This window comes from Aromatoleum petrolei (genome assembly GCF_017894385.1).
In the GTDB taxonomy this organism is placed as follows: domain Bacteria; phylum Pseudomonadota; class Gammaproteobacteria; order Burkholderiales; family Rhodocyclaceae; genus Aromatoleum; species Aromatoleum petrolei.
In genome coordinates, this window is record NZ_CP059560.1 from 4025342 (window position 1) to 4047249 (window position 21908).

18 protein-coding genes are annotated in these 21908 nt (G+C 63.5%); 9 read left to right on the forward strand and 9 right to left on the reverse strand.

Annotated features, from left to right (window positions below; genetic code table 11):
- Nucleotides 1-35: 35 nt before the first annotated feature.
- Nucleotides 36-1187 (reverse strand): nuclear transport factor 2 family protein, encoded by a 1152-nt coding sequence (locus ToN1_RS18385; protein ID WP_169206107.1) that lies wholly within the window; start codon nucleotides 1185-1187, stop codon nucleotides 36-38.
- Between the two features lie 204 nt (nucleotides 1188-1391).
- Here ToN1_RS18385 and cysS point away from each other — a divergent pair, with 204 nt between their 5' ends.
- Nucleotides 1392-2774, forward strand: coding sequence for a cysteine--tRNA ligase (gene cysS / locus ToN1_RS18390; RefSeq protein ID WP_169206106.1), 1383 nt, complete (start codon nucleotides 1392-1394; stop codon nucleotides 2772-2774).
- 110 nt (nucleotides 2775-2884) lie between these two features.
- On the opposite strand, the gene dnaJ is transcribed toward cysS, so the two are convergent.
- From dnaJ to grpE, 3 genes are all read right to left on the reverse strand, one after another.
- Complete coding sequence (gene dnaJ / locus ToN1_RS18395; RefSeq protein ID WP_169206105.1) at nucleotides 2885-4012, reverse strand: molecular chaperone DnaJ; 1128 nt, start codon at nucleotides 4010-4012, stop codon at nucleotides 2885-2887.
- A gap of 116 nt (nucleotides 4013-4128) precedes the next feature.
- A complete protein-coding gene (gene dnaK / locus ToN1_RS18400) occupies nucleotides 4129-6060 on the reverse strand; it encodes a molecular chaperone DnaK (protein ID WP_169206104.1) in 1932 nt (643 codons plus the stop codon).
- 122 nt (nucleotides 6061-6182) lie between these two features.
- Entirely contained in the window at nucleotides 6183-6761 is a 579-nt protein-coding gene (grpE, locus tag ToN1_RS18405; RefSeq protein ID WP_169206103.1) for a nucleotide exchange factor GrpE, read from the reverse strand.
- Between the two features lie 172 nt (nucleotides 6762-6933).
- Here grpE and ToN1_RS18410 point away from each other — a divergent pair, with 172 nt between their 5' ends.
- Nucleotides 6934-8295, forward strand: coding sequence for a serine/threonine protein kinase (locus ToN1_RS18410; RefSeq protein ID WP_169206102.1), 1362 nt, complete (start codon nucleotides 6934-6936; stop codon nucleotides 8293-8295).
- A 19-nt stretch (nucleotides 8296-8314) separates the two neighbouring features.
- Here the strand turns inward: ToN1_RS18410 and ToN1_RS18415 are convergent, their stop codons facing one another.
- The 3 genes from ToN1_RS18415 to hrcA all read right to left on the reverse strand — a co-directional run bounded on the left by ToN1_RS18415 (nucleotide 8315) and on the right by hrcA (nucleotide 11748).
- Entirely contained in the window at nucleotides 8315-9298 is a 984-nt protein-coding gene (locus tag ToN1_RS18415; RefSeq protein WP_342344157.1) for a hypothetical protein, read from the reverse strand.
- Between the two features lie 293 nt (nucleotides 9299-9591).
- Nucleotides 9592-10689 carry a ferrochelatase gene (hemH, locus tag ToN1_RS18420; protein WP_169206101.1) on the reverse strand — a complete coding sequence of 366 codons (1098 nt, stop codon included), beginning with the start codon at nucleotides 10687-10689 and terminating at the stop codon, nucleotides 9592-9594.
- A gap of 30 nt (nucleotides 10690-10719) precedes the next feature.
- Nucleotides 10720-11748, reverse strand: coding sequence for a heat-inducible transcriptional repressor HrcA (gene hrcA, locus ToN1_RS18425; RefSeq protein ID WP_169206100.1), 1029 nt, complete (start codon nucleotides 11746-11748; stop codon nucleotides 10720-10722).
- A gap of 84 nt (nucleotides 11749-11832) precedes the next feature.
- Here hrcA and ToN1_RS18430 point away from each other — a divergent pair, with 84 nt between their 5' ends.
- Both ToN1_RS18430 and recN read left to right on the forward strand, forming a co-directional pair.
- The gene (locus tag ToN1_RS18430; protein WP_169206099.1) at nucleotides 11833-12717 is read left to right on the forward strand and encodes an NAD kinase; all 885 of its coding nucleotides are present in this window, start codon (nucleotides 11833-11835) and stop codon (nucleotides 12715-12717) included.
- Between the two features lie 36 nt (nucleotides 12718-12753).
- Nucleotides 12754-14418 (forward strand): DNA repair protein RecN, encoded by a 1665-nt coding sequence (gene recN, locus ToN1_RS18435; RefSeq protein ID WP_169206098.1) that lies wholly within the window; start codon nucleotides 12754-12756, stop codon nucleotides 14416-14418.
- Between the two features lie 31 nt (nucleotides 14419-14449).
- On the opposite strand, the gene fur is transcribed toward recN, so the two are convergent.
- Nucleotides 14450-14881, reverse strand: coding sequence for a ferric iron uptake transcriptional regulator (fur, locus tag ToN1_RS18440; RefSeq protein ID WP_169206097.1), 432 nt, complete (start codon nucleotides 14879-14881; stop codon nucleotides 14450-14452).
- Between the two features lie 120 nt (nucleotides 14882-15001).
- On the opposite strand from fur, the gene ToN1_RS18445 reads away from it, so the two are divergent.
- The 5 genes from ToN1_RS18445 to greA all read left to right on the forward strand — a co-directional run bounded on the left by ToN1_RS18445 (nucleotide 15002) and on the right by greA (nucleotide 21327).
- The gene (locus ToN1_RS18445; protein ID WP_169206096.1) at nucleotides 15002-15418 is read left to right on the forward strand and encodes an outer membrane protein assembly factor BamE; all 417 of its coding nucleotides are present in this window, start codon (nucleotides 15002-15004) and stop codon (nucleotides 15416-15418) included.
- Between the two features lie 35 nt (nucleotides 15419-15453).
- Entirely contained in the window at nucleotides 15454-16260 is an 807-nt protein-coding gene (dapB, locus tag ToN1_RS18450) for a 4-hydroxy-tetrahydrodipicolinate reductase (protein ID WP_169206095.1), read from the forward strand.
- A 169-nt stretch (nucleotides 16261-16429) separates the two neighbouring features.
- Entirely contained in the window at nucleotides 16430-17572 is a 1143-nt protein-coding gene (gene carA / locus ToN1_RS18455; RefSeq protein ID WP_169206094.1) for a glutamine-hydrolyzing carbamoyl-phosphate synthase small subunit, read from the forward strand.
- A 54-nt stretch (nucleotides 17573-17626) separates the two neighbouring features.
- Nucleotides 17627-20854, forward strand: a complete 3228-nt coding sequence (carB, locus tag ToN1_RS18460; RefSeq protein WP_169206093.1) for a carbamoyl-phosphate synthase large subunit — start codon at nucleotides 17627-17629, stop codon at nucleotides 20852-20854.
- Nucleotides 20851-21327, forward strand: coding sequence for a transcription elongation factor GreA (gene greA, locus ToN1_RS18465; protein ID WP_169206092.1), 477 nt, complete (start codon nucleotides 20851-20853; stop codon nucleotides 21325-21327). The genes carB and greA overlap by 4 nt, the downstream gene beginning before the upstream one ends.
- 82 nt (nucleotides 21328-21409) lie before the next feature.
- Here greA and ToN1_RS18470 read toward each other — a convergent pair whose 3' ends face one another.
- Nucleotides 21410-21877 carry a YhbY family RNA-binding protein gene (locus tag ToN1_RS18470; protein ID WP_169206091.1) on the reverse strand — a complete coding sequence of 156 codons (468 nt, stop codon included), beginning with the start codon at nucleotides 21875-21877 and terminating at the stop codon, nucleotides 21410-21412.
- Nucleotides 21878-21908 lie beyond the last annotated feature (31 nt).

Genomic DNA, 21908 nt, shown 5'->3' on the forward strand with positions numbered 1-21908 from the left:
TCGGACGAACCCATTTCGTCCGATTGTCATGCCCTTCATCCTCCGACGCGCTCCTGGCGGATGCGCCACGAACCGTTACGTTTGACGAGTTCGAGCGTCTTGCTTGTGCTGGAACTGAAGCCCGCGGACTCGTATTTCTGGCGGAAGTGCACCGTTGCCACTTGGCCGTCCACCTTGGCATCGGGTTTTTCGATGACGACAGCGATGCGGCCGGGTTTGGCAACGCGTTGCTCGCGCTCCTCTTCCCATGTCTTGCGGGACACGCCACCCGGGGTGCGGAACTCCTTGTCGTAGAAACCGAGGTAAGCCTTCACGTCCTTACGTGACCAAGCCTTGGCCCAGGCTTCGACCGTCTGCAGCACCTCGTGCTCGGTGGCTGAGCTGGCTGCAGCAGCGGGTACCGGCTCCTGCGCTGCAGGGCGAGACGGCGCCGCAGGTGCGGGTGAAGCAGTCGGGGGTACCGCCGCCGGGGCAGCGGCTGGAGCCGTGGCAGTAGCGGCCGGCTTGGCCGTAGGGGCCGCGGCCGGCGCTGAAGCTGCCGGTGTGGCAGTGGCCACCGGGGCTACGGCGGGCGCTGGAGCCGTTGCGGGCGTGGCGGCAGGGGCGGCAGGGGCGGATGCGGGCACGGTGCGCGTCTGCGCGCCCTGTGCAGCGGTACGGGTTTTGGAGCCGGAGGACATCATCTCGCGGATCAGCGCGAGCTTGGACTGCGCCGCCGCGTTGGCCGAGTCGAGCTGCAGTGCCTTGTCATAGGCCTGACTTGCCAGGCGCGCGTAGACGTCGCCGAGGTTCTCGTGCGCGGTGGCATAGCTTGGGTGGGTGCGAATTGCCATTTCCAGGGCCGAGCGCGCCTTGTCGTATTGGCGCTGCTGGGCGTAAAGCACAGCGAGGTTGTTGTAGGGCTCGGGCAGTTCGGGGAAGTCTTCGGTTAGCTTCTGAAATACCGCGACCGCCTCATCCGGGCGGTTCAGCTCGGTGAGTGCGATGCCCTTGAGGAAGCGCGCCTGCGGTTCCTTGGCATTTCCGGCGAGTACCCGGTCGGCCATTGCCAGTGCCTGCGTGTGCTGGCCCTGATTGACCAGCGTTTGAATTTGGGCGACGTTGTCGGCCGCCTGCAGCAGCGGAGCCGCGCCGAGACCGACGATGAGGGCCAACACGGCCAGGGCGGAATTGGGGCGCATCTTCATTGTGTTAGAATCGGACGGTTTGCGTTGATCCACGCGGATTTAGCGCGACATTCTATCAAATAACGGAAGCTGCATCACGGCGGGGTGTTCGCCTCGGCGCGCACGCTGAGGGGCCCGCTGTGCTTTCCGGATCGTGGCGGCGCTGCGTGAGGAGACGATGTCCCATCGAATGCTGTCCTTCTGCGCAGCCTTGCGGAAAATGCCATGCTTCAGATTCACAACTCATTGACGCGAAAAAAAGAAATTTTTGCCCCGATCGAGCCTGGAAAGGTTCGGATGTATGTATGCGGCATGACTGTGTATGATTTTTGCCATCTCGGCCATGCTCGTGTAATGGTTGTGTTCGACATGGTTGCGCGCTGGCTGCGCGCGAGTGGGTTCGATCTCGTTTATGTCAGAAACATTACGGACATCGATGACAAAATCATTCGTCGTGCGAGCGAAAACGGCGAATCGATCCGTGTGCTGACCGATCGCTTCATCGCCGCAATGCACGAAGACGCCGACGCGCTCGGCGTGCTGCGGCCCGACCACGAGCCGCGCGCGACGGAGTATGTGGGGCAGATGCAGTCCCTGATCGAGCGCCTTCATCACAAGGGGCTCGCATACGTTGCCGAGAATCGCGACGTATGCTATTCGGTGCGCAAGTTCGACGGCTACGGCAAGCTTTCGGGCAAGTCGCTCGACGAGCTGCGTGCAGGGGAGCGCGTGGAGATCGCCGGCGAGAAGCAGGATCCTCTCGATTTCGTGCTGTGGAAGCATGCGCGCATTGAGGAGCCTGCCGAGGTGAAGTGGGCGTCGCCTTGGGGCGAGGGGCGTCCAGGCTGGCACATCGAGTGCTCCGCGATGAGTTCGGACCTGCTGGGTGATCATTTCGACATTCATGGCGGCGGGCAGGATCTTCAGTTTCCCCACCACGAGAACGAGATCGCGCAGTCGGAGGGGGCGCACGGTCACACCTTCGTCAACTACTGGATGCACAACGGCTTCGTCCGCGTCGACGACGAGAAGATGTCCAAATCGCTCGGGAATTTCTTCACGATTCGTGATGTGCTGAAGAAGTACGACGCGGAAGTGGTGCGCTTCTTTATTCTCCGCGCGCACTATCGCAGCCCGCTCAATTATTCGGACGCTCATCTCGAGGATGCGCGTCAATCGCTCACGCGCTTGTATACGGCGCTGCGAAACGTCGCGCCGGCGGACGTGGCCGTCGATTGGGAGGAGGCGCACGCGCGGCGCTTCCGTGAGGCGATGGACGACGACTTCAATACTGCCGAGGCCGTTGCCGTACTGTTCGATCTCGCGAACGAGGCGAACCGCGGCGGCTCGGCGGCCATGGCAGCGCAGCTGAAGGGCTTGGGCGGGGTGCTGGGCTTGCTCGGCCGCGATCCGGTGGCCTTCCTCCAGGGGCGGGCTGCGGAGGCGGGGAGTGACGAGGCCGGCGAGATCGAGGCCTTGATCGAACAGCGCGCGCAGGCGAAGAAGGCGAGGAATTTTGCCGAGGCGGACCGTATCCGTGCCGATCTGCTGGCACGCGGCATCGCACTCGAGGATACGTCGCAGGGAACCCTGTGGCGGCGCGCCTGAACGCCTGAGCCCTTTTTGCGCCCGTGTTACCGGGCGCAAAAAGGCGAATTCGGGCGATACCGGATTGGCCGCAGCGCAGTCTGTGCACCGCAGCCAATCCGTTCGCGGCATCATCCGCCGAAGAACTCCTTCACCTTGTCCATCCAGGATTTGGCCTTGGGGTTGTGGCGATCGGCGTCGCCGCGCGACACTTCCTCGAAGTCCCGCAGCAGTTCTTTCTGACGCTCGGTGAGGTTTACCGGCGTCTCGACAACGACGTGGCACATCAGGTCGCCGTGCGCCTGCGAGCGTACGTTGCGGATGCCTTTGCCACGCAGGCGGAAGACCCGCCCACTCTGGGTCTCGGCCGGGATCTTGAGGCGCGCCATGCCCTCCAGTGTCGGAATCTCGATCTCGCCACCCAGCGCGGCCGTGGTGAAACTGATCGGCATTTCGCAATGCAGATCGTCATTTTCGCGTTGGAACACCGAGTGCTGGCGGATGTGGATCTCGACGTAGAGGTCGCCGGGGGGGCCACCATTGACGCCGGGCTCGCCGTGGCCGGCGTGGCGCAGGCGCATGCCTTCGTCTATACCAGCAGGAATCTTCACTTCGAGCGTCTTCTGGCGCTTCACGCGACCGGCGCCGCCGCAGTCGCGGCAAGGGTCGGGGATGATGCGGCCGGTGCCGTGGCACTTCGGGCAGGTCTGCTGGATCGAGAAGAAGCCTTGCTGGATGCGCACCTGGCCAGCGCCGCCGCAGGTGGGGCAGGGCTTGGGTTGCGTGCCGGGCTTTGCGCCGCTGCCGTGGCAGGTGTCGCACTCTTCGACGGTCGGGATGCGGATCGTCTTCTCTGCGCCGCGTGCGGCTTCCTCGAGCGAGATCTCGAGGTTGTAGCGCAGGTCGGCGCCGCGGTAGACATTTGAGCGGCCGCGACCTCCGCCTCCGCCGAAGATGTCGCCGAAGATGTCGGAGAACGCGTCGGCAAAGCCGTCGAAGCCCTGGCCGCCTGGCCCCGGGCCGGCTGAGGGATCGACGCCGGCGTGGCCGTAACGATCGTATGCGCCGCGCTTTTGTGCGTCGGAGAGGATCTCGTAGGCTTCCTTGCCCTCCTTGAATTTCTCCTCGGCTTCCTTGTTGTCCGGATTGCGGTCCGGATGGTGTTTCATGGCCAGCTTGCGGTAGGCCTTCTTGATTTCGTCGTCCGTGGCGTCGCGATTGACCCCAAGTACGTCGTAGTAATCCCGTTTCGTTGCCATTTCCTGTCGCTCAGGCTGGGGCGGCCGCGCGGACCGCCCTGTCATGCAAAGGCCGAGCCTGCCGGAAGTGCTCCTCCGGCGTCGGCTCGGCCATCATCTCGCCGCCCGGCGAGCGATCACTTCTTGTCTTTGACTTCGGTGAACTCGGCGTCCACGACGTCGGCATCGGCCGCCTTCGAGCCCCCCGACGAACCGCCGGCAGCACCTGCGGCGCCAGCTTCGGCGCCTTGGGCCTGGGCATACATCTGTTCGCCGAGCTTCTGGCTGGCCATCGCGAGGGCCTGGGTCTTGCCCTCGATCGTCGCCTTGTCGTTGCTCTTCAGCGACTCTTCGGCGTCCTTGATCGCGGCTTCGATCTTGGCCTTCTCGTCGGCATCGATCTTGTCGCCGTACTCGGTGAGCGACTTTTTCACCGAATGCACCAGCGCGTCGCACTGGTTGCGGGCGTCGACCAGTTCGTGTGCCTTCTTGTCCTCTTCCGCGTGCGCGGCGGCGTCCTGCACCATGCGCTGGATCTCGTCGTCCGAGAGGCCCGAGTTGGCCTGGATCTTGATCTTGTTCTCCTTGCCGGTGGCCTTGTCCTTGGCCGAGACGTGCAGGATGCCGTTCGCGTCGATGTCAAAGGTGACTTCGATCTGGGGCATGCCGCGCGGTGCCGGCGGGATGTCGGACAAGTTGAACTGGCCCAGGCTCTTGTTGCCGGACGCCATCTCGCGTTCGCCCTGCAGCACGTGGATCGTCACTGCGCTCTGGTTGTCGTCGGCCGTCGAGAAGACCTGCGAAGCCTTGGTCGGGATTGTGGTGTTCTTCTGGATGAGCTTGGTCATGACGCCGCCGAGGGTCTCGATGCCCAGCGACAGCGGGGTGACATCGAGCAACAACACATCCTTGACTTCGCCCTGGAGCACACCGCCCTGGATCGAGGCGCCGACCGCAACGGCTTCGTCCGGGTTCACGTCCTTGCGCGGCTCCTTGGCGAAGAACTCCTTGACCTTCTCCTGCACCTTAGGCATGCGCGTCATGCCGCCGACAAGGATCACGTCGTCGATGTCGGCGACCTTCACGCCGGCATCCTTGAGGGCGATGCGGCACGGCTCGATCGTGCGCTCGACGAGGTCATCCACCAGCGATTCGAACTTCGCCCGCGTGATCTTGATCGCGAGGTGCTTCGGACCGGTGGCGTCGGCCGTGATGTAGGGCAGGTTTACCTCGGTCTGTTGCGAGGAGGAGAGCTCGATCTTGGCCTTCTCGGCGGCTTCCTTCAGGCGCTGCAGCGCGAGCACGTCGTTCTTCAGGTCGACGCCTTGTTCCTTCTTGAATTCCGTGACGATGTAGTCGATCAGGCGCTGGTCGAAGTCCTCGCCGCCGAGGAAGGTATCGCCATTGGTCGCCAGCACTTCGAACTGGTGTTCGCCATCGATGTCGGCGATCTCGATGATCGAGATGTCGAAGGTGCCGCCGCCAAGGTCATACACGGCGATCTTGGAGTCGCCCGGCTTCTTGTCCATGCCGAAGGCAAGCGCCGCCGCCGTCGGTTCGTTGATGATGCGCTTGACCTCGAGGCCGGCGATGCGGCCGGCGTCCTTGGTCGCCTGGCGCTGGCTGTCGTTGAAGTAGGCCGGAACGGTGATGACGGCTTCGGTGACTTCTTCGCCGAGGTAGTCCTCGGCGGTCTTCTTCATCTTGCGCAGCACTTCGGCCGAAACCTGCGGCGGAGCGATCTTCTTGCCGCGCACTTCGACCCACGCGTCGCCGTTGTCGGCTTTGGCGATCGTGAAGGGCATCAGGTCGATGTCCTTCTGCACTTCCTTTTCCTCGAAGCGGCGGCCGATGAGGCGCTTCACCGCGAACAGGGTATTCCGCGCATTCGTGACGGCTTGGCGCTTGGCCGGTGCGCCGACGAGGATCTCGCCGTCGTCCGCATATGCAACGATCGAGGGCGTCGTGCGTGCCCCTTCGGAGTTCTCGATGACCTTGGGTTTGCCGCCTTCCATCACGGAAACGCAGCTGTTGGTGGTGCCCAGGTCGATGCCGATGATCTTGCCCATGTCAGTTCCTTTCGTTTTGGGGAAGCCGGGGAGGCGGATGGTTCGCTCCGCCAGCGGCCGGCTTGCCGGATTGTGCTGTCAGTTATTTAGGGGTGCAGTCGTCGATTTCAAGGGGGGCCAACTCAGGCGCTCTTGCCCTTGCAAACGGTCACCATGGCAGGACGCAGCACGCGCTCATGCAGCAGGTAGCCCTTCTGCAGTACGTTCACTACGGTGTTTGCCTCACCTTCCGCCTCGACCATCGCGATGGCCTGGTGGCGGTTGGGGTCGAACTTGCTGCCTACCGGGTTTTCCTCGGTCACGCCGGCGGACTGGAACGCCGATGCGAGCTGCTTCAGGGTCAGTTCGACTCCTTCGCGCAGGCTTTCGATGGTCTGATTCTCGGTCGCCACGGCGGCTTCGAGGCTGTCCTTGACCGGCAGCATCGCATTCGCGAATTTCTCCGCCGCGAATTTCGAAGCCTTTGCAATGTCTTCCTGTGCGCGTCGACGGATGTTTTCGGCCTCGGCCTTCGCGCGCAGCCAGGCATCGTGATGCTCGGCGGCCTTCAGTTCCGCCTGCCGCAACGATTCCTCCAGGCTGGGCATCGAGTCGCCCGCGCGTTCATCGGCCGCTTCGCCTCGCGGGGCGTCGCCGGATTGTCCAGTGGGGGCCTGCAGCAGCTCTTCGGGGACCTCGGCGGAGGGCTTGTTATCCTGCATGGGGTGGAGCTCCGTATGTTCGTTCGACGGGCGGAACATGGGGGCTGGTCTCGTTGTTTCAAGGGCTTGGTTACAAATAGTTCGCCGGGTTGCCGATGCGCACCCGCGTGTGTCAGGATTCAATCGCGCGCGGTACCAGACGGAGGCGCGGGAGGCCGGGGTCGGACCAGACATGAGCGAGATGCCGCTGACAATCGGGAAGTACCGCATCGTGAAGGAGGTGGGGCGCGGTGCGACGGCGGTCGTCTATATGGCGGAGTCCGCCGATTGGCCGGTGCCCGTCGCCCTCAAGCTGATTCGATTCAGCGACAAGTCTAAGGACGAGTCGAAGTGGAACCGGCGCCTACTGAAGCTCCTCAAGGCGGAAAGGGCCGTCTCGACGCGTCTGGATCATCCGCACATCATCCACGTGCATGACGTCGTGATCGAGGCCGAACAGGCCTACGTGGTCATGGAGTATTTTCAAGGCGAATCGCTTGAGCGCTATTGCAGCTTCGAGCGCATGCTGCCGGTTCACCGGGCGATCGGGATCGTGTTCAAGTGCTGCATGGCGCTCGATTACGCCTATCGCCAAGGTATCGTCCATCGTGACATCAAGCCTGCGAACATCCTCGTCGACGACCAGGACAACGTGAAGATCACCGACTTCGGCCTTGCGTTGAACATAAGCAAGAAGGTGGAGTCGGACTCGACCTTCATCATGGGGGTCGGGTCCCCCGCCTACATGAGCCCGGAGCAGATCAAGGGCTATCAGCTCAACCAGAAGACGGATCTTTATTCGCTCGGGGTCGTACTGTTCAATCTGCTCACCGGACGCCTGCCGTTCCGGGCGAGCAATCCGGCCCAGCTGATCTACAAGATCATCAATGCGGATCCACCGCGCGTCTCGCAACTCAATCCAGAACTGCCCGAGCAGATGGATGCGGTGATCCGCAAGGCGCTCGAAAAGGATCTGTATTCGCGCTACAAGAATGGTGCCGAGTTCGCGAAGGATCTGTCGGCGGTGCGCTACCAGCTGGTGGACGACACCTACGTGCCGCCCGATACCAGCCGTTTTTCGCAGTTGCGCAAGCTGGTTTGCTTCACGGAGTTCGACGACATCGAGCTGTGGGAGGTGCTGCGCATTTCGGCGTGGCGTGTCGTCGACTGCGGGACGGCATTGATTCGCGAGGGGGACGCGGACCAGCGTTTCGGCGTTGTCGTCGAGGGCGAGATCGAGGTGTCGGTTGAAGGGCGGCGCGTGAGCCGGGTCGGTGCGGGCGAGGTGTTCGGCGAGATCGCGTGGCTCGACAGCACTCGGCACCGGCACATGACGACCGTGACCTCGGTAAGCCCGACGACCTATCTCGAGGTCAATCCTTCAGCGCTGGCTCTCGCGACGGACGAACTGCGCGAGCTGTTCCGGACCATGCTGGCGACGATTGCCGTCCGTCGTCTCGGCGAGGCGCTGCGCGAGCTCTCGGTCGACGGCGAGCCGGCCACGGCGAGCAAGTTCACAGCCTCCGGGCTCGACCTGCAACTCGTAGAGGACTGACGCGCGGATTCCGGCCGCCCTACACGCTGAGGTCGATCTGGCTCACTGTGCCGGTGGTGCCGTCCTCACGTACGTAGAGGCCGGTCGAGCGCATCTCGCCAAGCGTGTCGTTTGCCGCGCCACGCAGCGCGAACGGAGTGGCGACGCGCCCGAGGTAGAGTGCACCGACCCCCGCTTCGGTTGCCGTCACGACGCTGCCAGCGCCATCGACGGCCGGCATCCAGACGCGCAGATCGCCGAAATTTGCGTCGCCTTCATCAATCCAGCCGCTGCCGTCGGTGTCGAGGCCTGCCAGTTCCGTGAATCCGTCCCCGGTGGTCGGGCCGAAGAGCTCGCGGCCGTCATCGATGCGCCCGTTCCGATTGCGGTCGATGGCAAGGTAGCCACGCCCGCCGCTAAGCATCGGTACGTTCTCGGCCTGTCCGTCGGCGTCCAGGTCGAAGGAGAAGCGCACGTCCGACAGCTGGGCCGACGTGCCGGCAAAATCCAGCACCAGGGGATCCTTCACGCGTGCGTCGCCAAGACGGACTTGAATGCTAGAAGTTTCCGTGTAAGCACGTTCCATCTCGAGTTGAAGGGCGAAGTCAATTTCGTGGCCGTCGGCGGTCCTTACGACTCCCTTAGCCTCGAAACGTGTGAATTCGTATTCCTCGGACACGGAGCGAAAGTCATACTCGATCCCGAATCCCGCTCGCCCTGGAGTATCACCTCGGCGGCCTGCCGCCGGCGGCGGCTCGACGAGTGACGGCATAGCCTCGTCGGCGCGGAAATCTTCCGGCTGCAGTGTGCGGATGGCCCGCCCCGTCAGTGCCTCGACCAGGTGCTTGAGGAAGCGGAACCGCGGGTCGAGGCCGTCGTCGGCGGAATCGTTATCCGCAGCTTCGGCCTCCTGGGCCGCTCGGGCATCCCGGGAAATCTCTACTTCCGGTCGCGCACGGGTGCGTGCTGCGGAGCCGAGGCCATTATTCCGCCCTGCGCCGGCGGGCCGCTCGCCGATCCACATCTCGAGCCGCTCCGAAACCTCGCGGCGACTGAAGGAGAGATGCGCTGCCCGCAACTGCACGTCTGCCGATGCAATCTTCATGACGGTCCCCTGCGACCCACTTAACCGCAGGTTTTTACGGCAGAATTCGGTAAAACTTGAGTTCGGAAGCAAAAGACGGGAGACGTTCGCGCGCGGACTCCTGCGTGGCTGCAAGGCCCTCGACCTTCAAGTCGCCACTGGCCGCTGGCATGAGCATCAGGCCGGGGCATTCAGCTGAGCACGCGCGGCGAGTTTGAGTGGCGGACTTGTCGTCAGCACGTGGCGCCGGCAACGCGTGCGCGTTGAGCGCTGGCGGCGAGTTCCTGCGGCTCGACTGAAGGACGGGTCAGCCAGTTGCCGAGGTTGTCCTGCACGATGTCCCGCAGCGCAGTGATCCAGTCGTCACGTTCGTTCAGGCAGTGTATGTAATGGAATTCCTGCCCGCCGCAGGAAAGGAACGCATGGCGGCATTCCATCGCGATTTCCTCCAGGGTTTCCAGGCAGTCTGCCGGAAAACCCGGGCACATCACGTCCACCCGCGCCGTGCCTTGGCGCGCTAGGGATTCGAGCGTTGGCTGGGTATAGGGCTTCAGCCATTCTGCCTTGCCGAAGCGCGACTGGAAGGTCAGCTGCCAGCGGCTATCCGCCAGCCCGAGCTCTCGCGCGAGAAGGCGCGCCGTCACATGGCATTCGCAATGATAGGGGTCGCCGAGATCGAGCGATCGCCGCGGGATGCCATGGAAGCTCATCACCAGCTTGTCGCTTTCACCGTTCTTCATCCAGTGGTCGCGCACGCTCTGGGCGAGTGCCGCGATATAGCCAGGGTGGTCGTGAAAATTGCGCACGTAGCGGATCTCGGGCTGGTTGCGCCAGTGTGCAAGGCAATCCGCGACTTCGTCGAGCACGCTCGCAGTCGTGCTTGCGGCATATTGGGGATACATCGGCACGATCAGGATGCGATCGCAGCCGTCTGCCTTCATGCGGTTGAGCATCTCGGGCACGGATGGCGAACCGTAGCGCATTGCCCACTCGACCTGCAGCCCGGTGATGCCCGAGTGGCCGAGGTAGCCCGCAAGCAGCTTCGTCTGACGTTCCGTATGCACCGTCAGCGGTGAGCCTTCGTCCATCCAGATCGTCGCGTACTTCGCGGCCGACTTCCGCGGGCGCGTGTTCAGGATGATGCCGTTGAGGATCGGCCACCATACCGGCGCCGGTATCTCGACCACTCGCGGGTCGGACAGGAATTGCTTCAGGTATGGGCGAACGGCTGCGGTCGTAGGGGCCGCGGGTGAGCCCAGATTGACGAGCAAGACGCCGGTGCGTGCAGGTGTGCCATGCGTCCAGGCGGGTTCGGGCCAGTAACGGGCCATGCTGATCCTTGTGTGATTGTTGCGCGCGGCTCAGTTCGCGTTCGACAGCGCGTTCGAGAGCAGGCGGGCCGTGATGTCGACGATGGGTATCACGCGATCATAAGCCATGCGCGTCGGTCCGATCACGCCGACGGACCCGACAATGCGGCCATTGACCTCGTAGCCGGCCGTTACGACGCTGCAGCCGTCGAGCTGCGACAGCCCCGATTCGTCGCCGATGAAGATCTGAACCCCTTGCGCGCGATTGGACAGATCGAGGAGCTGGATGAGCCCCGTCTTCTGCTCGAACAGCTTGAACAGCTCTCGCAGCCGTGCCATGTTCGACGACAGGTCCTCGATGTCGAGCAGATTGGTTTCTCCCGACAGCACGTATCGGGAGCTGTCGTCTTGGACTGCGGCGCTGCCGGTTTCGACCGCCGCGTTCATCAGCTCGCTCATGTCGCTGCGCAGCTGCTTCAGCTCAGCCTGGATGCGGGTGCGAATGTCGTCGAATCCCAGTCCCGCGCAATGTTCGGTGAGATAGTTGGCCGCTTCCACCAGTTCCGACGGCGAGTACGAGCGTCGGGTATGGATGATGCGGTTCTGCACGTCACCTGCCGTCGTGACGATGATGAGAAGGATGCGGTTCTCCGACAGGCTGATGAACTCGATCTGGCGGATCTTGATCAGGTCGCGACGCGGCGAAATGACGACCCCGGCGAATTGGGTCAGTTCTGATAGCAGGTGCGATGCAGAACTGATCAGGCGTTGAGGCTGGTCGGGCTGCAACTGTCCTTTCAGTTCGCGCAGTTGCGCCTGCTCCAGGGGCTGCACCGTCAGCAGCGAGTCGACGAAGAAGCGGTACCCGAGTGCCGTCGGAATACGGCCGGCCGAGGTGTGCGGGCTTGCGATGAAGCCCATCTCTTCGAGGTCGCTCATCACGTTGCGTACCGTGGCGGGCGACAGCTCGAGACCTGAGTATCGCGACAAGGCGCGCGAGCCCACCGGCTGCCCTTCGACGATGTAGCGTTCGATGAGGGTCTTGAGCAGGATCTGGGAGCGCGGGTCGAGCGATTTCATGACGGTAAGAGGTAATTTCCCCGATTCTATGGAAGTGCCGGCGCCTCTGCCAAGGTTCTCGGTGATTGTGGTTTAATCGGCGGCATGAGCCAGAGCTTCAATACCATTGCCCTGATCGGCAAATACCAGAGCCCGGATGTCGCTGGCGCGGTCCTCTCGATAGCCAGTTTCCTGCGTGAAAGGGGGGTGGCTGTATGGATCGAGCAGGGTACCGCAAGTTCCATCGGGCTCGTCGGCGAATTCGCCACCGTGACCTACGACGAGATTGGCGCACAGGCCGATCTTGCGGTGGTCCTCGGCGGCGACGGCACGATGCTGAATACCGCTCGCCGCCTGTCCGAACATGCGGTGCCCCTCGTCGGCATCAACCAGGGCAGGCTGGGCTTTCTGACGGATATTCCGCGCAAGGAAGCCTTGAACAAGCTCGCCGAGATCCTCGACGGACGCTATGTGGAAGAGACGCGGACCATGCTCGACGCCGAAGTCGTTCGTGGCGGTCAGCGGGTTTTCCACACGCTCGCGTTCAATGATGTCGTCGTGAACAAGGGCGATCTCGGCCGAATGATCGAGTTCGATCTGTCGATCGATGGCGAGTACGTGTATACGCAGCGTTCCGACGGCATGATCATCACCACGCCGACCGGATCCACCGCCTACGCCTTGTCGGCCAACGGCCCAATCCTGCATCCGACGGTCGGCGGCATCGCCCTCGTGCCGCTGTGTCCGCACGCCCTGACCGCCCGGCCGATCACCCTGCCGGACAGCTGCCGGATCGCGATCGAGTTGCTCTCGCCGCACGACGCCCGTATCCATTTCGACGGCCAGACGCGTTTCGATGCGCATGCCGGCGACGTCGTCAGGATTACGCGTTCGCCCAAGGTGGTGCGTTTTCTGCACCCCGAAGGCTACAGTTACTTCGCCATGCTGCGCGGAAAGCTCCACTGGAGCGCAACGCCGCGACTGCCCTGACCGCATTTCTTCCTTAAGCCTTTTTCAGCGACGCCTATGCTCCGCCGCCTGACCATCCGTGATTTCGTGATTGTCGATCGCCTCGAACTCGATTTTCTGGCGGGTTTCGGAGCGCTTACGGGCGAGACCGGGGCGGGCAAGTCCATTTTGCTCGATGCGCTTGGGCTTGCCTTGGGCGGTCGTGCCGACGCGGGCGCGGTGCGTGTCGGCCGCGACAAGGCCGATATCGCCGCCGAATTCGATCTTCCCGCGGACGGCAGCCTCTCGGAATGGTTGGCCGAGCTGGACCTGCCCGCCGACGAGGGCACGGCGATCCTGCGGCGCGTTGTGGAGGCGGGGGGGCGGTCGCGAGCCTGGATCAACGGCGTGCCGGTCACGCAGGCACAGTTGCGCGAGGCGGGGGACCGGCTCGCCGACATCCACGGGCAGCATGCGCATCATGCGCTGCTCAGAGGCGATGCACAGCGTGCGTTGGTCGATGCGCATGCCGCTGCCGCGCACCTCGCCAGCGAGGTTGCCGATCGCTTTCGCGACTGGCAGCGGCTGAGCGAATTGCGCCGGGCGGCCGAGCAGGATTCGGTGGCTTCCGAGCGCGAACGTGACCTGCTCGCATGGCAGATCGATGAACTGCGCAACCTCGCGTTCGATGCCGGTGAGTGGTCCGAGATCAATCAGGAGCACGCGCGCCTGGCTCATGCGGCGGGTCTCATGGAGGGGGCGGACGAGGCCCTTGCCACGCTTGGCGAAGGCGAGGTCGCCGTCACCTCCCTGTTGCGACACATCTGCGTGCGTGTCGACGCGATGGCCGACATCGATCCGGGGCTTGGGGACGTGCGCGAACTGCTCTCCGGTGCAGCGATCCAGGCAGACGAGGCCCTGCATGCGCTGCGTCGCTATCGCGACCGCCTGGACCTGGATCCGCAGCGGCTCGCCGAGATTGAGCGCCGCATCGAGGCCGTGACCGATCTTGCGCGCAAGTATCGGGTCGAGCCTGATGGCCTGCCCGACTTGCTCGACCAGTGGACACGGACGCTCGACGAACTGGTCGCGCAGGCGGACCCCGTCCATCTTGCCGAGCAGGAAGCGCAGGCAAGAGCGGCGTACGAACAGGCGGCCACACGCCTTTCGCTTGCGCGTCGCCCGGCGGCCGAGCGCCTTTCGCGCGAGGTAAGTGAAGCGATGCAGGCGCTAGCGATGGCGGGCGGTCAGTTTGCCGTGGCGCTGGAACCATGTGCGCCGTCCGCGCATGGCGTCGAGACTGTCGAGTTCCGCGTGGCTGCGAACCCGAGTCAGCCCTTGCGCTCCCTGGCAAAGGTCGCCTCGGGGGGCGAGCTGTCACGCATTGGTCTTGCGATCCAGGTCATGACGAGCCGCGATTCCGCGACGCCGACGCTCATCTTCGATGAAGTCGATGTCGGCATCGGCGGCGGTGTGGCCGAAATCGTCGGGAAGCTCCTGCACCGGCTGGGCCTGGAGCGACAGGTGCTGTGCGTCACCCATCTTCCCCAGGTCGCCGCATGCGCCGACTGGCAATGGAACATTGCCAAGTCGAACCGCGGAAACGAGGTCGTGAGTGCCGTAACGCCGCTCGAAGCCGAAGGTCGGATCGAGGAGATTGCGCGAATGCTCGGGGGAGTCAATATCACCGACACCACTCGCCGCCATGCCGCGGAAATGCTTGGGCTGAGCGCGGCGCTCTAGTCGTCGAGGGTGCTTCGGGACGTCCGCGCCCTTACAGCTTGCGATTCGGGCAGTCCTTCCTGAGGCAATCGGCGTACAGGTACAGCGAATGTTCGCGGACTGCGAAACCCCGCTCCTGTGCGATCTGATTCTGCCGGCGCTCGATCTCCGCGTCGAAAAATTCCTCCACCTTGCCGCACTGCACGCAGACGAGGTGGTCGTGATGGCCGCTCTCCTTCAACTCGAAGACGGCCTTGCCCGATTCGAAATAGTGCCGTTCCAGCAGACCCGCCTGTTCGAACTGCGTCAGGACGCGGTAGACGGTGGCAAGTCCGATGTCCATCCCCTCCGCCATAAGCAGACGATACACGTCCTCGGCGGTGAGGTGCCTCAGGTCCGACGTCTGGAACAGATCAAGGATCTTCAGGCGTGGGTAGGTGGCCTTGAGACCTATATTTTTTAGGTTTTGCGAGTTTTCTGACATGGTCGCTCTGTTGGCTTGCAGTTCGCGCGGCCGCGTGGCTGCTGGCTACGTATGATATATTTTTTCGCCTTTGTCTGAAAAAAATACGCCGTTCGGCGCCAACGACCAAGATTTCCACTCATGCGCGTATTGACTCTTCCGACGGTCGTCGCCGTCGCGGCCCTAGTGGCCGGTTGTTCCTTTACCTCGCTCACAGATCGCTTGAATCCCCATCGCGTCGACGTGCGGCAGGGCAATTACGTCGATCAGGAGATGGTCGCGCGCCTCAAAAAGGGTATGACGCGAGAGCAGGTGCGTTTCGCTCTCGGCACTCCGCTCGTGACCGACGTCTTTCACGCCGATCGCTGGGATTACGTCTATATCTTCCGCCCCGGTCGCGGTGAGCCTCAGCAGCGCGTCCTCAGTGTCTTCTTCGACGGGGACAAGCTTGACCGGGTTTCCGGCGACGTGCAGTCGGGCGATGCGTCCGGCGCAGCGGCTGCGGCGCAGACCGAGCGGTCGCGTGTGATCGAAATTCCGCCCGAAAGCAAGCAGTGACGTCGTTATTCGCATCGTCCACAGGATCTGACCGAATGAATCCCTTGCGTATTGCAGTTGCAGGCGCATCCGGCCGTATGGGGCGGATGCTGATCGAGGCCGTGCTGAACGACTGCGAGGTTGTCCTTGCTGCGGCGTTCGACCGGGCCGGAGCTCCTTTTGTCGGTCGGGATGCGGGCGAACTGGTGGGCAGCGCCTGCGGTGTCATCATCACCGACGACGTGCGCGCGGCGATCGCAGCGGCCGATTGCGTAATCGATTTCACTCGCCCAGAGGGAACCCTTGCCCATCTCGGCATCGCACGCGAGCTTGGCAAGGCGATGGTGATCGGCACGACAGGTTTTTCCGCGGCAGAGAAGGAGGTCATCGCCGCTGCAGCGAAGGATGTTCCCGTCGTGTTTGCGCCGAACATGGCTGTCGGCGTGAATGCCGTGTTCAAGCTCCTTGAGGTCGCTGCGCGTATCCTCAACGAAGGTTACGACGTGGAAGTCATTGAGGCGCATCACCGCTTCAAGGTCGATGCGCCTTCCGGCACCGCGCTGCGCATGGGCGAGGTGGTTGCGCGCGAGCTCGGGCGGAATCTCGAAGACTGTGCGATCTACGGGCGCGAAGGTGTCACGGGCGAGCGCAGGCCGGAGACGATCGGGTTTTCGACGATCCGTGGGGGAGACGTGGTGGGCGACCATACTGTCCTGTTCGCAGGCATTGGCGAGCGCATCGAGATTACGCACAAGTCCGGCAGTCGCATGCCCTACGCGCTGGGTTCGGTTCGTGCGGCGCGTTTCCTGGCGGGGCGCAAGAGCGGTATGTTCGACATGCAGGACGTTCTCGGCCTGCGCTGAGCCGTTGCGGCGGTTCTTCGCCGTCGTTGCCTCGGGCGGCGCCAAACGATACAATTCAGCGGTTTAGACAAGCGGGATTGGCCGACCAGCGGCTCGTCCCGTTTTTTTCACGTTCGGGCAGGCCGGCTGCGCCTGTCCCTGTCTTTTCGGCTGAACTCAGGAGTTTGTCGTGACTGCTTCCCCGCCCGCCCTACTAGCACTCGCCGATGGGACGGTATTTTTCGGCAAGGGAATCGGTGCGGCCGGCAGCACGGTTGGTGAGGTGATGTTCAACACCTCGATGTCCGGTTATCAGGAAATCCTCACCGACCCGAGCTACTGCCGCCAGATCGTAACGCTGACTTATCCGCACATCGGGAATACCGGCGTGAACCGCGAGGACGTGGAGTCCGGGCGTGTGCATGCGGCCGGCCTCGTCATCCGCGATCTTCCCATTCTTCCGTCCAACTTTCGCATGGGTCAGACCCTCGATGCCTATCTCAAGGCCGAGAACGTGGTCGCCATCGCCGGCGTCGATACCCGCAAGCTGACGCGCGTGCTGCGCGAGAAGGGGGCCCAGGCTGGCTGCATCGTCACCGCGGCCGACGGAGCGCCGCTCAATGCGGAAGCCGCGATCGCCCAGGCGCGCGCCTTCCCGGGGCTTGCCGGCATGGATCTCGCAAAGGTCGTGAGTGCAGATCGTGCCTTCGAATGGAGTGAAGGCGAATGGGTGCTCGGCTCGGGTTATCAGAACGACCCGAAGGCCCGCTTCCACGTCGTCGCCTATGATTTCGGCGTCAAGCGCAACATCCTGCGCATGCTGGCGAGCCGCGGCTGCAGGCTCACCGTCGTGCCCGCGCAGACTTCCGCAGCGGACGTGCTCGCGCTCAATCCGGACGGGATCTTCCTGTCGAACGGTCCCGGCGACCCCGAGCCCTGCGACTACGCGATCGCCGCGATTCGCGAGTTCCTCGCTCGTGGCATCCCGACCTTCGGCATCTGCCTCGGCCTTCAACTGATGGCGCTTGCGTCGGGGGCGAAGACCGTGAAGATGAAGTTCGGCCATCACGGTGCGAACCACCCGGTCAAGGATCTCGACACCGGACAGGTGCTCATCACCAGCCAGAATCACGGCTTCGCGGTCGATGCCGACACTCTGCCGGCGAACCTGCGTCCGACCCATGTTTCCCTGTTCGACGGCAGTCTGCAGGGCATGGAGCGCACCGACGTGCCCGCCTTCTGCTTCCAGGGGCACCCCGAGGCGAGCCCGGGTCCGCACGACGTCGCCTACCTGTTCGACCGCTTCATCAAGCTGCTCGAAGCGCGCAAATGATTCGCAAGCGGCAGCCAGCGCTGCCGCTCTTCAACGCAAGACCGAGGTTAGGCAATGCCTAAGCGCACAGACATCCAAAGCATTCTCATCATCGGCGCCGGCCCGATCATCATCGGCCAGGCGTGCGAATTCGACTATTCCGGCGCCCAGGCCTGCAAGGCGCTGCGCGAGGAAGGCTACAAGGTCATCCTCGTAAACTCGAACCCGGCAACGATCATGACCGATCCGGGTACGGCCGATGTCACCTACATCGAACCGATCACTTGGCAGGTCGTCGAGCGCATCATCGAAAAGGAGCGCCCCGACGCATTGCTTCCCACCATGGGGGGACAGACTGCGCTCAACTGCGCGCTCGATCTCGCCAAGCATGGCGTGCTGGATAAATATGACGTCGAGCTGATCGGTGCCTCGCGTGAGGCGATCGACAAGGCCGAAGATCGCCTGAAGTTCAAGGACGCGATGACCAAGATCGGTCTCGGTTCGGCTCGCTCCGGCATCGCCCATAGCATGGAAGAGGCGCTGCAGGTGCAGGGCGGTATCGGCTTCCCTGCGATCATCCGTCCGAGCTTCACGCTGGGCGGCACGGGCGGCGGCATCGCCTACAACATGGAAGAGTTCCAGGAGATCTGCAAGCGCGGCCTCGAGGCGAGCCCGACCAACGAGTTGCTGATCGAGGAGTCGCTCCTCGGCTGGAAAGAGTACGAGATGGAAGTCGTCCGCGACCGCGCGGACAACTGCATCATCATCTGCTCGATCGAAAACCTCGATCCGATGGGCGTGCATACCGGCGACTCCATCACCGTCGCGCCGGCGCAGACGCTCACCGACAAGGAATACCAGATCCTGCGCAACGCCTCGATCGCAGTGCTGCGCGAGATCGGCGTCGATACCGGCGGTTCCAACGTGCAGTTCGCAATCAATCCGAAGGACGGTCGCATGATCGTCATCGAGATGAACCCGCGCGTGTCGCGTTCGTCGGCGCTCGCGTCGAAGGCCACCGGTTTCCCGATCGCCAAGGTCGCGGCCAAGCTCGCCGTCGGCTACACGCTCGACGAGCTCAAGAACGACATCACCGGCGGCGCCACGCCGGCCTCGTTCGAGCCCTCGATCGACTACGTCGTTACCAAGATCCCGCGTTTCGCCTTCGAGAAGTTCCCGCAGGCGAACGATCGCCTCACCACCCAGATGAAGTCGGTAGGCGAGGTCATGGCGATGGGTCGCACCTTCCAGGAATCGTTCCAGAAGGCTCTGCGCGGGTTGGAAGTGGGGGTCTACGGCCTCGATGAAGTCGAGACCGACCGTGCCGACCTCGAGCACGAACTCGCCAACCCCGGCGCCCAGCGCATCTGGTACGTGGGTCAGGCCTTCCGCGAGGGCTACACCCAGGAGCAGGTGTTCAACCTGACCAAGATCGATCCCTGGTTCCTCGCCCAGATCGAGGACATCGTCCTCACCGAGAAGGCCATCACCGGCCGCTCGCTGAAGGCGATCCAGGCCCCCGAGCTGCGCGAACTCAAGCGCAAGGGCTTCTCCGATCGGCGCATCGCCAAACTGCTCGGCGTCGATGAAACGGCCGTCCGCCTGCACCGCCATGCCAGCGGCGTGAGGCCGGTGTTCAAGCGTGTCGACACTTGCGCGGCCGAGTTTGCCACCTCCACCGCCTACATGTACTCGTCCTACGAGGAAGAGTGCGAGGCACGCCCGACCGACAAGAAGAAGATCATGGTGCTCGGCGGCGGCCCGAATCGCATCGGCCAGGGTATCGAGTTCGACTATTGCTGCGTCCACGCTGCGCTCGCCCTGCGCGAAGACGGCTACGAGACCATCATGGTCAACTGCAACCCGGAGACCGTGTCGACCGACTACGATACGTCCGATCGCCTGTATTTCGAGCCGATCACGCTCGAGGACATCCTTGAGATCGTGCATATCGAGAAGCCCGTTGGCGTCATCGTCCAGTTCGGCGGCCAGACCCCGCTCAAGCGTGCTCGGGCGCTGGAAGAGAACGGCGTGCCCATCATTGGCACGAGCCCGGACATGATCGACGCGGCCGAAGACCGCGAGCGCTTCCAGAAGCTGCTCAACGACCTCGGCCTCAAGCAGCCGCCAAACCGGACCGCCCGCACGCCCGAGGCAGCCGTGCGGCTGGCCGCGGAGATCGGCTATCCGCTCGTCGTCCGCCCAAGCTATGTGCTCGGCGGTCGCGCAATGGAAATCGTCCATGAGCAGAAGGACCTCGAGCGCTACATGCGCGAGGCCGTGAAGGTGTCGAACGAGTCGCCGGTGCTGCTCGATCGCTTCCTCAACGATGCCACCGAGGTCGACGTCGATGCGCTGTCGGACGGACAGCAGGTCATCATTGGCGGCATCATGGAGCACATCGAGCAGGCCGGCGTTCACTCCGGCGACTCGGCGTGCTCGCTCCCCCCGTACACGCTGTCCGCCCGGCTGCAGGATGAGCTCCGCCGCCAGACCGAAGCGATGGCGCGTGCGCTCAACGTCTGTGGTCTCATGAACGTGCAGTTCGCCATTCAGGGCGAAGGCGACGATGCGACCGTCTACGTCCTCGAAGTGAACCCGCGTGCGTCGCGCACAGTGCCCTTCGTCTCCAAGGCCTGCGGGCTGCAGCTCGCGAAGATCGCCGCGCGCTGCATGGCGGGCCAGAGTCTGGCCAGCCAGGGCGTCACGGGTGAAATCGTTCCGCCATACTACTCCGTGAAGGAGGCGGTGTTCCCGTTCGTCAAGTTCCCGGGCGTCGACACCATCCTCGGGCCCGAGATGAAGTCCACTGGCGAGGTCATGGGCGTCGGTCGCAGTTTCGCGGAAGCATTCGTGAAGTCCCAGCTTGCCGCAGGCGTTCGCCTGCCGCAGTCGGGCACGGCCTTCATCAGCGTCAAGCCGACCGATCGCGGCGCCGCGGTCGAAGTCGCCCGTGAACTGCACGAACTCGATTTCCGTGTCGTCGCCACGCGTGGAACGGCTTCGGCGATCGAGGCGGCGGGCATTCCCGTGAATGTCGTCAACAAGGTTACCGAAGGTCGTCCGCACGTCGTGGACATGATCAAGAACAACGAAATCAGCATGGTCATCAACACCGTCGAGGAAAAGCGCCAGGCGATCGTCGACTCGCGCTCCATTCGCACGAGCGCGCTGGCAGCCAAGCTCACGGTGTTCACGACCATCGAGGGTGCGCGTGCCGCCTGCATGGGCATGCGCCATCTCGAAGGACTCGAGGTCTATGGCCTGCAGTCCCTGCACGCGGAACTGAACAAGCAATCATGAACAAGACACCCCTTACCGTGAACGGTGCGGAGAAACTCCGCACCGAACTGCACCGCCTCAAGACCGTCGATCGTCCGAACGTGATCGCTGCCATCGCGGAAGCGCGCTCGCATGGCGATCTCTCCGAAAACGCGGAATACGATGCCGCGAAGGAGCGTCAGGGCTTCATCGAGGGTCGGATCAAAGAAGTCGAGGGAAAGATTGCGAACGCGCAGATCATCGATCCGCGCCTTCTCGATGCCGACGGGCGGTGTGTGTTCGGTGCCACCGTCAACCTCGAGGACATGGAGTCCGGGCAGACGGTCATCTATCAGATCGTTGGGGACGATGAAGCCGACGTCAAGGAGAATAAGATCTCCATCAGTTCGCCGATCGCCCGCGCGCTGATCGGCAAGTACGCCGGCGATATCGCAGAAGTTCAGGCGCCGGGCGGCGTGCGTGAGTACGAGATTATCGAAGTGCTCTACATCTGAATGCAAACGGGCCGGGGGTGCAGTCCCCGGCCCGTTTTGCGACCCGGCTGCGGGGCTGCATTTGCCCCGCAGCAATCCTGCATTACCTGCCGCCGAGCGGCCCCGTCTTGCGAACGACCTTTCTGGTGCGCTTTTCCGCCAGCCGCTTCTTGTCGGCGGCGGCCTTGATCAGTGCCGTGCGCCGCGCAGCCGCGGCGAAAGCACGGGCGGACTTTGCTTTCGCCGCTCCCGGCGCGTTGCCCGCCGAGGCAACCCTCGGCGCGGTGGTGGCTTGTTCTTCGCGACGTTCCCGCCACACGACGAGGATCGTCCCGATGTGCTGGACGGGCGCGGCGTCGAGCTCCGTGCAGATCGCCTGCATCAGTGCGTCGCGGTCGGAGCGCTCGATACCGTGAACCTTGATCTTGATAAGCTCGTGTGCTTGCAGGGAACGGTCGATCTCGCCCAGGACGGTGGCCGTGAGCCCGTTGCCGGCGACGCTGACGACGGGGTTCAGATGATGGGCCGCGGCCCGCAATTCGCGGCGACGGGCAGGGGATAGGTCGATCATCGTTTTCTCAAATCTTTCAGGGGCATGGATT

Coding starts and splice junctions, on each gene's coding strand:
- ToN1_RS18385 (WP_169206107.1), bottom strand. CDS start 1,187: ATGAAGATGCGCCCCAATTCCGCCCTGGCCGTGTTGGCCCTCATCGTC.
- ToN1_RS18410 (WP_169206102.1), top strand. CDS start 6,934: ATGAGCGAGATGCCGCTGACAATCGGGAAGTACCGCATCGTGAAGGAG.
- dapB (WP_169206095.1), top strand. CDS start 15,454: ATGAATCCCTTGCGTATTGCAGTTGCAGGCGCATCCGGCCGTATGGGG.
- grpE (WP_169206103.1), bottom strand. CDS start 6,761: ATGCAGGATAACAAGCCCTCCGCCGAGGTCCCCGAAGAGCTGCTGCAG.
- ToN1_RS18430 (WP_169206099.1), top strand. CDS start 11,833: ATGAGCCAGAGCTTCAATACCATTGCCCTGATCGGCAAATACCAGAGC.
- ToN1_RS18445 (WP_169206096.1), top strand. CDS start 15,002: ATGCGCGTATTGACTCTTCCGACGGTCGTCGCCGTCGCGGCCCTAGTG.
- ToN1_RS18415 (WP_342344157.1), bottom strand. CDS start 9,298: ATGTGGATCGGCGAGCGGCCCGCCGGCGCAGGGCGGAATAATGGCCTC.
- dnaK (WP_169206104.1), bottom strand. CDS start 6,060: ATGGGCAAGATCATCGGCATCGACCTGGGCACCACCAACAGCTGCGTT.
- cysS (WP_169206106.1), top strand. CDS start 1,392: ATGCTTCAGATTCACAACTCATTGACGCGAAAAAAAGAAATTTTTGCC.
- hrcA (WP_169206100.1), bottom strand. CDS start 11,748: ATGAAATCGCTCGACCCGCGCTCCCAGATCCTGCTCAAGACCCTCATC.
- hemH (WP_169206101.1), bottom strand. CDS start 10,689: ATGGCCCGTTACTGGCCCGAACCCGCCTGGACGCATGGCACACCTGCA.
- recN (WP_169206098.1), top strand. CDS start 12,754: ATGCTCCGCCGCCTGACCATCCGTGATTTCGTGATTGTCGATCGCCTC.
- fur (WP_169206097.1), bottom strand. CDS start 14,881: ATGTCAGAAAACTCGCAAAACCTAAAAAATATAGGTCTCAAGGCCACC.
- dnaJ (WP_169206105.1), bottom strand. CDS start 4,012: ATGGCAACGAAACGGGATTACTACGACGTACTTGGGGTCAATCGCGAC.
- carB (WP_169206093.1), top strand. CDS start 17,627: ATGCCTAAGCGCACAGACATCCAAAGCATTCTCATCATCGGCGCCGGC.
- greA (WP_169206092.1), top strand. CDS start 20,851: ATGAACAAGACACCCCTTACCGTGAACGGTGCGGAGAAACTCCGCACC.
- ToN1_RS18470 (WP_169206091.1), bottom strand. CDS start 21,877: ATGATCGACCTATCCCCTGCCCGTCGCCGCGAATTGCGGGCCGCGGCC.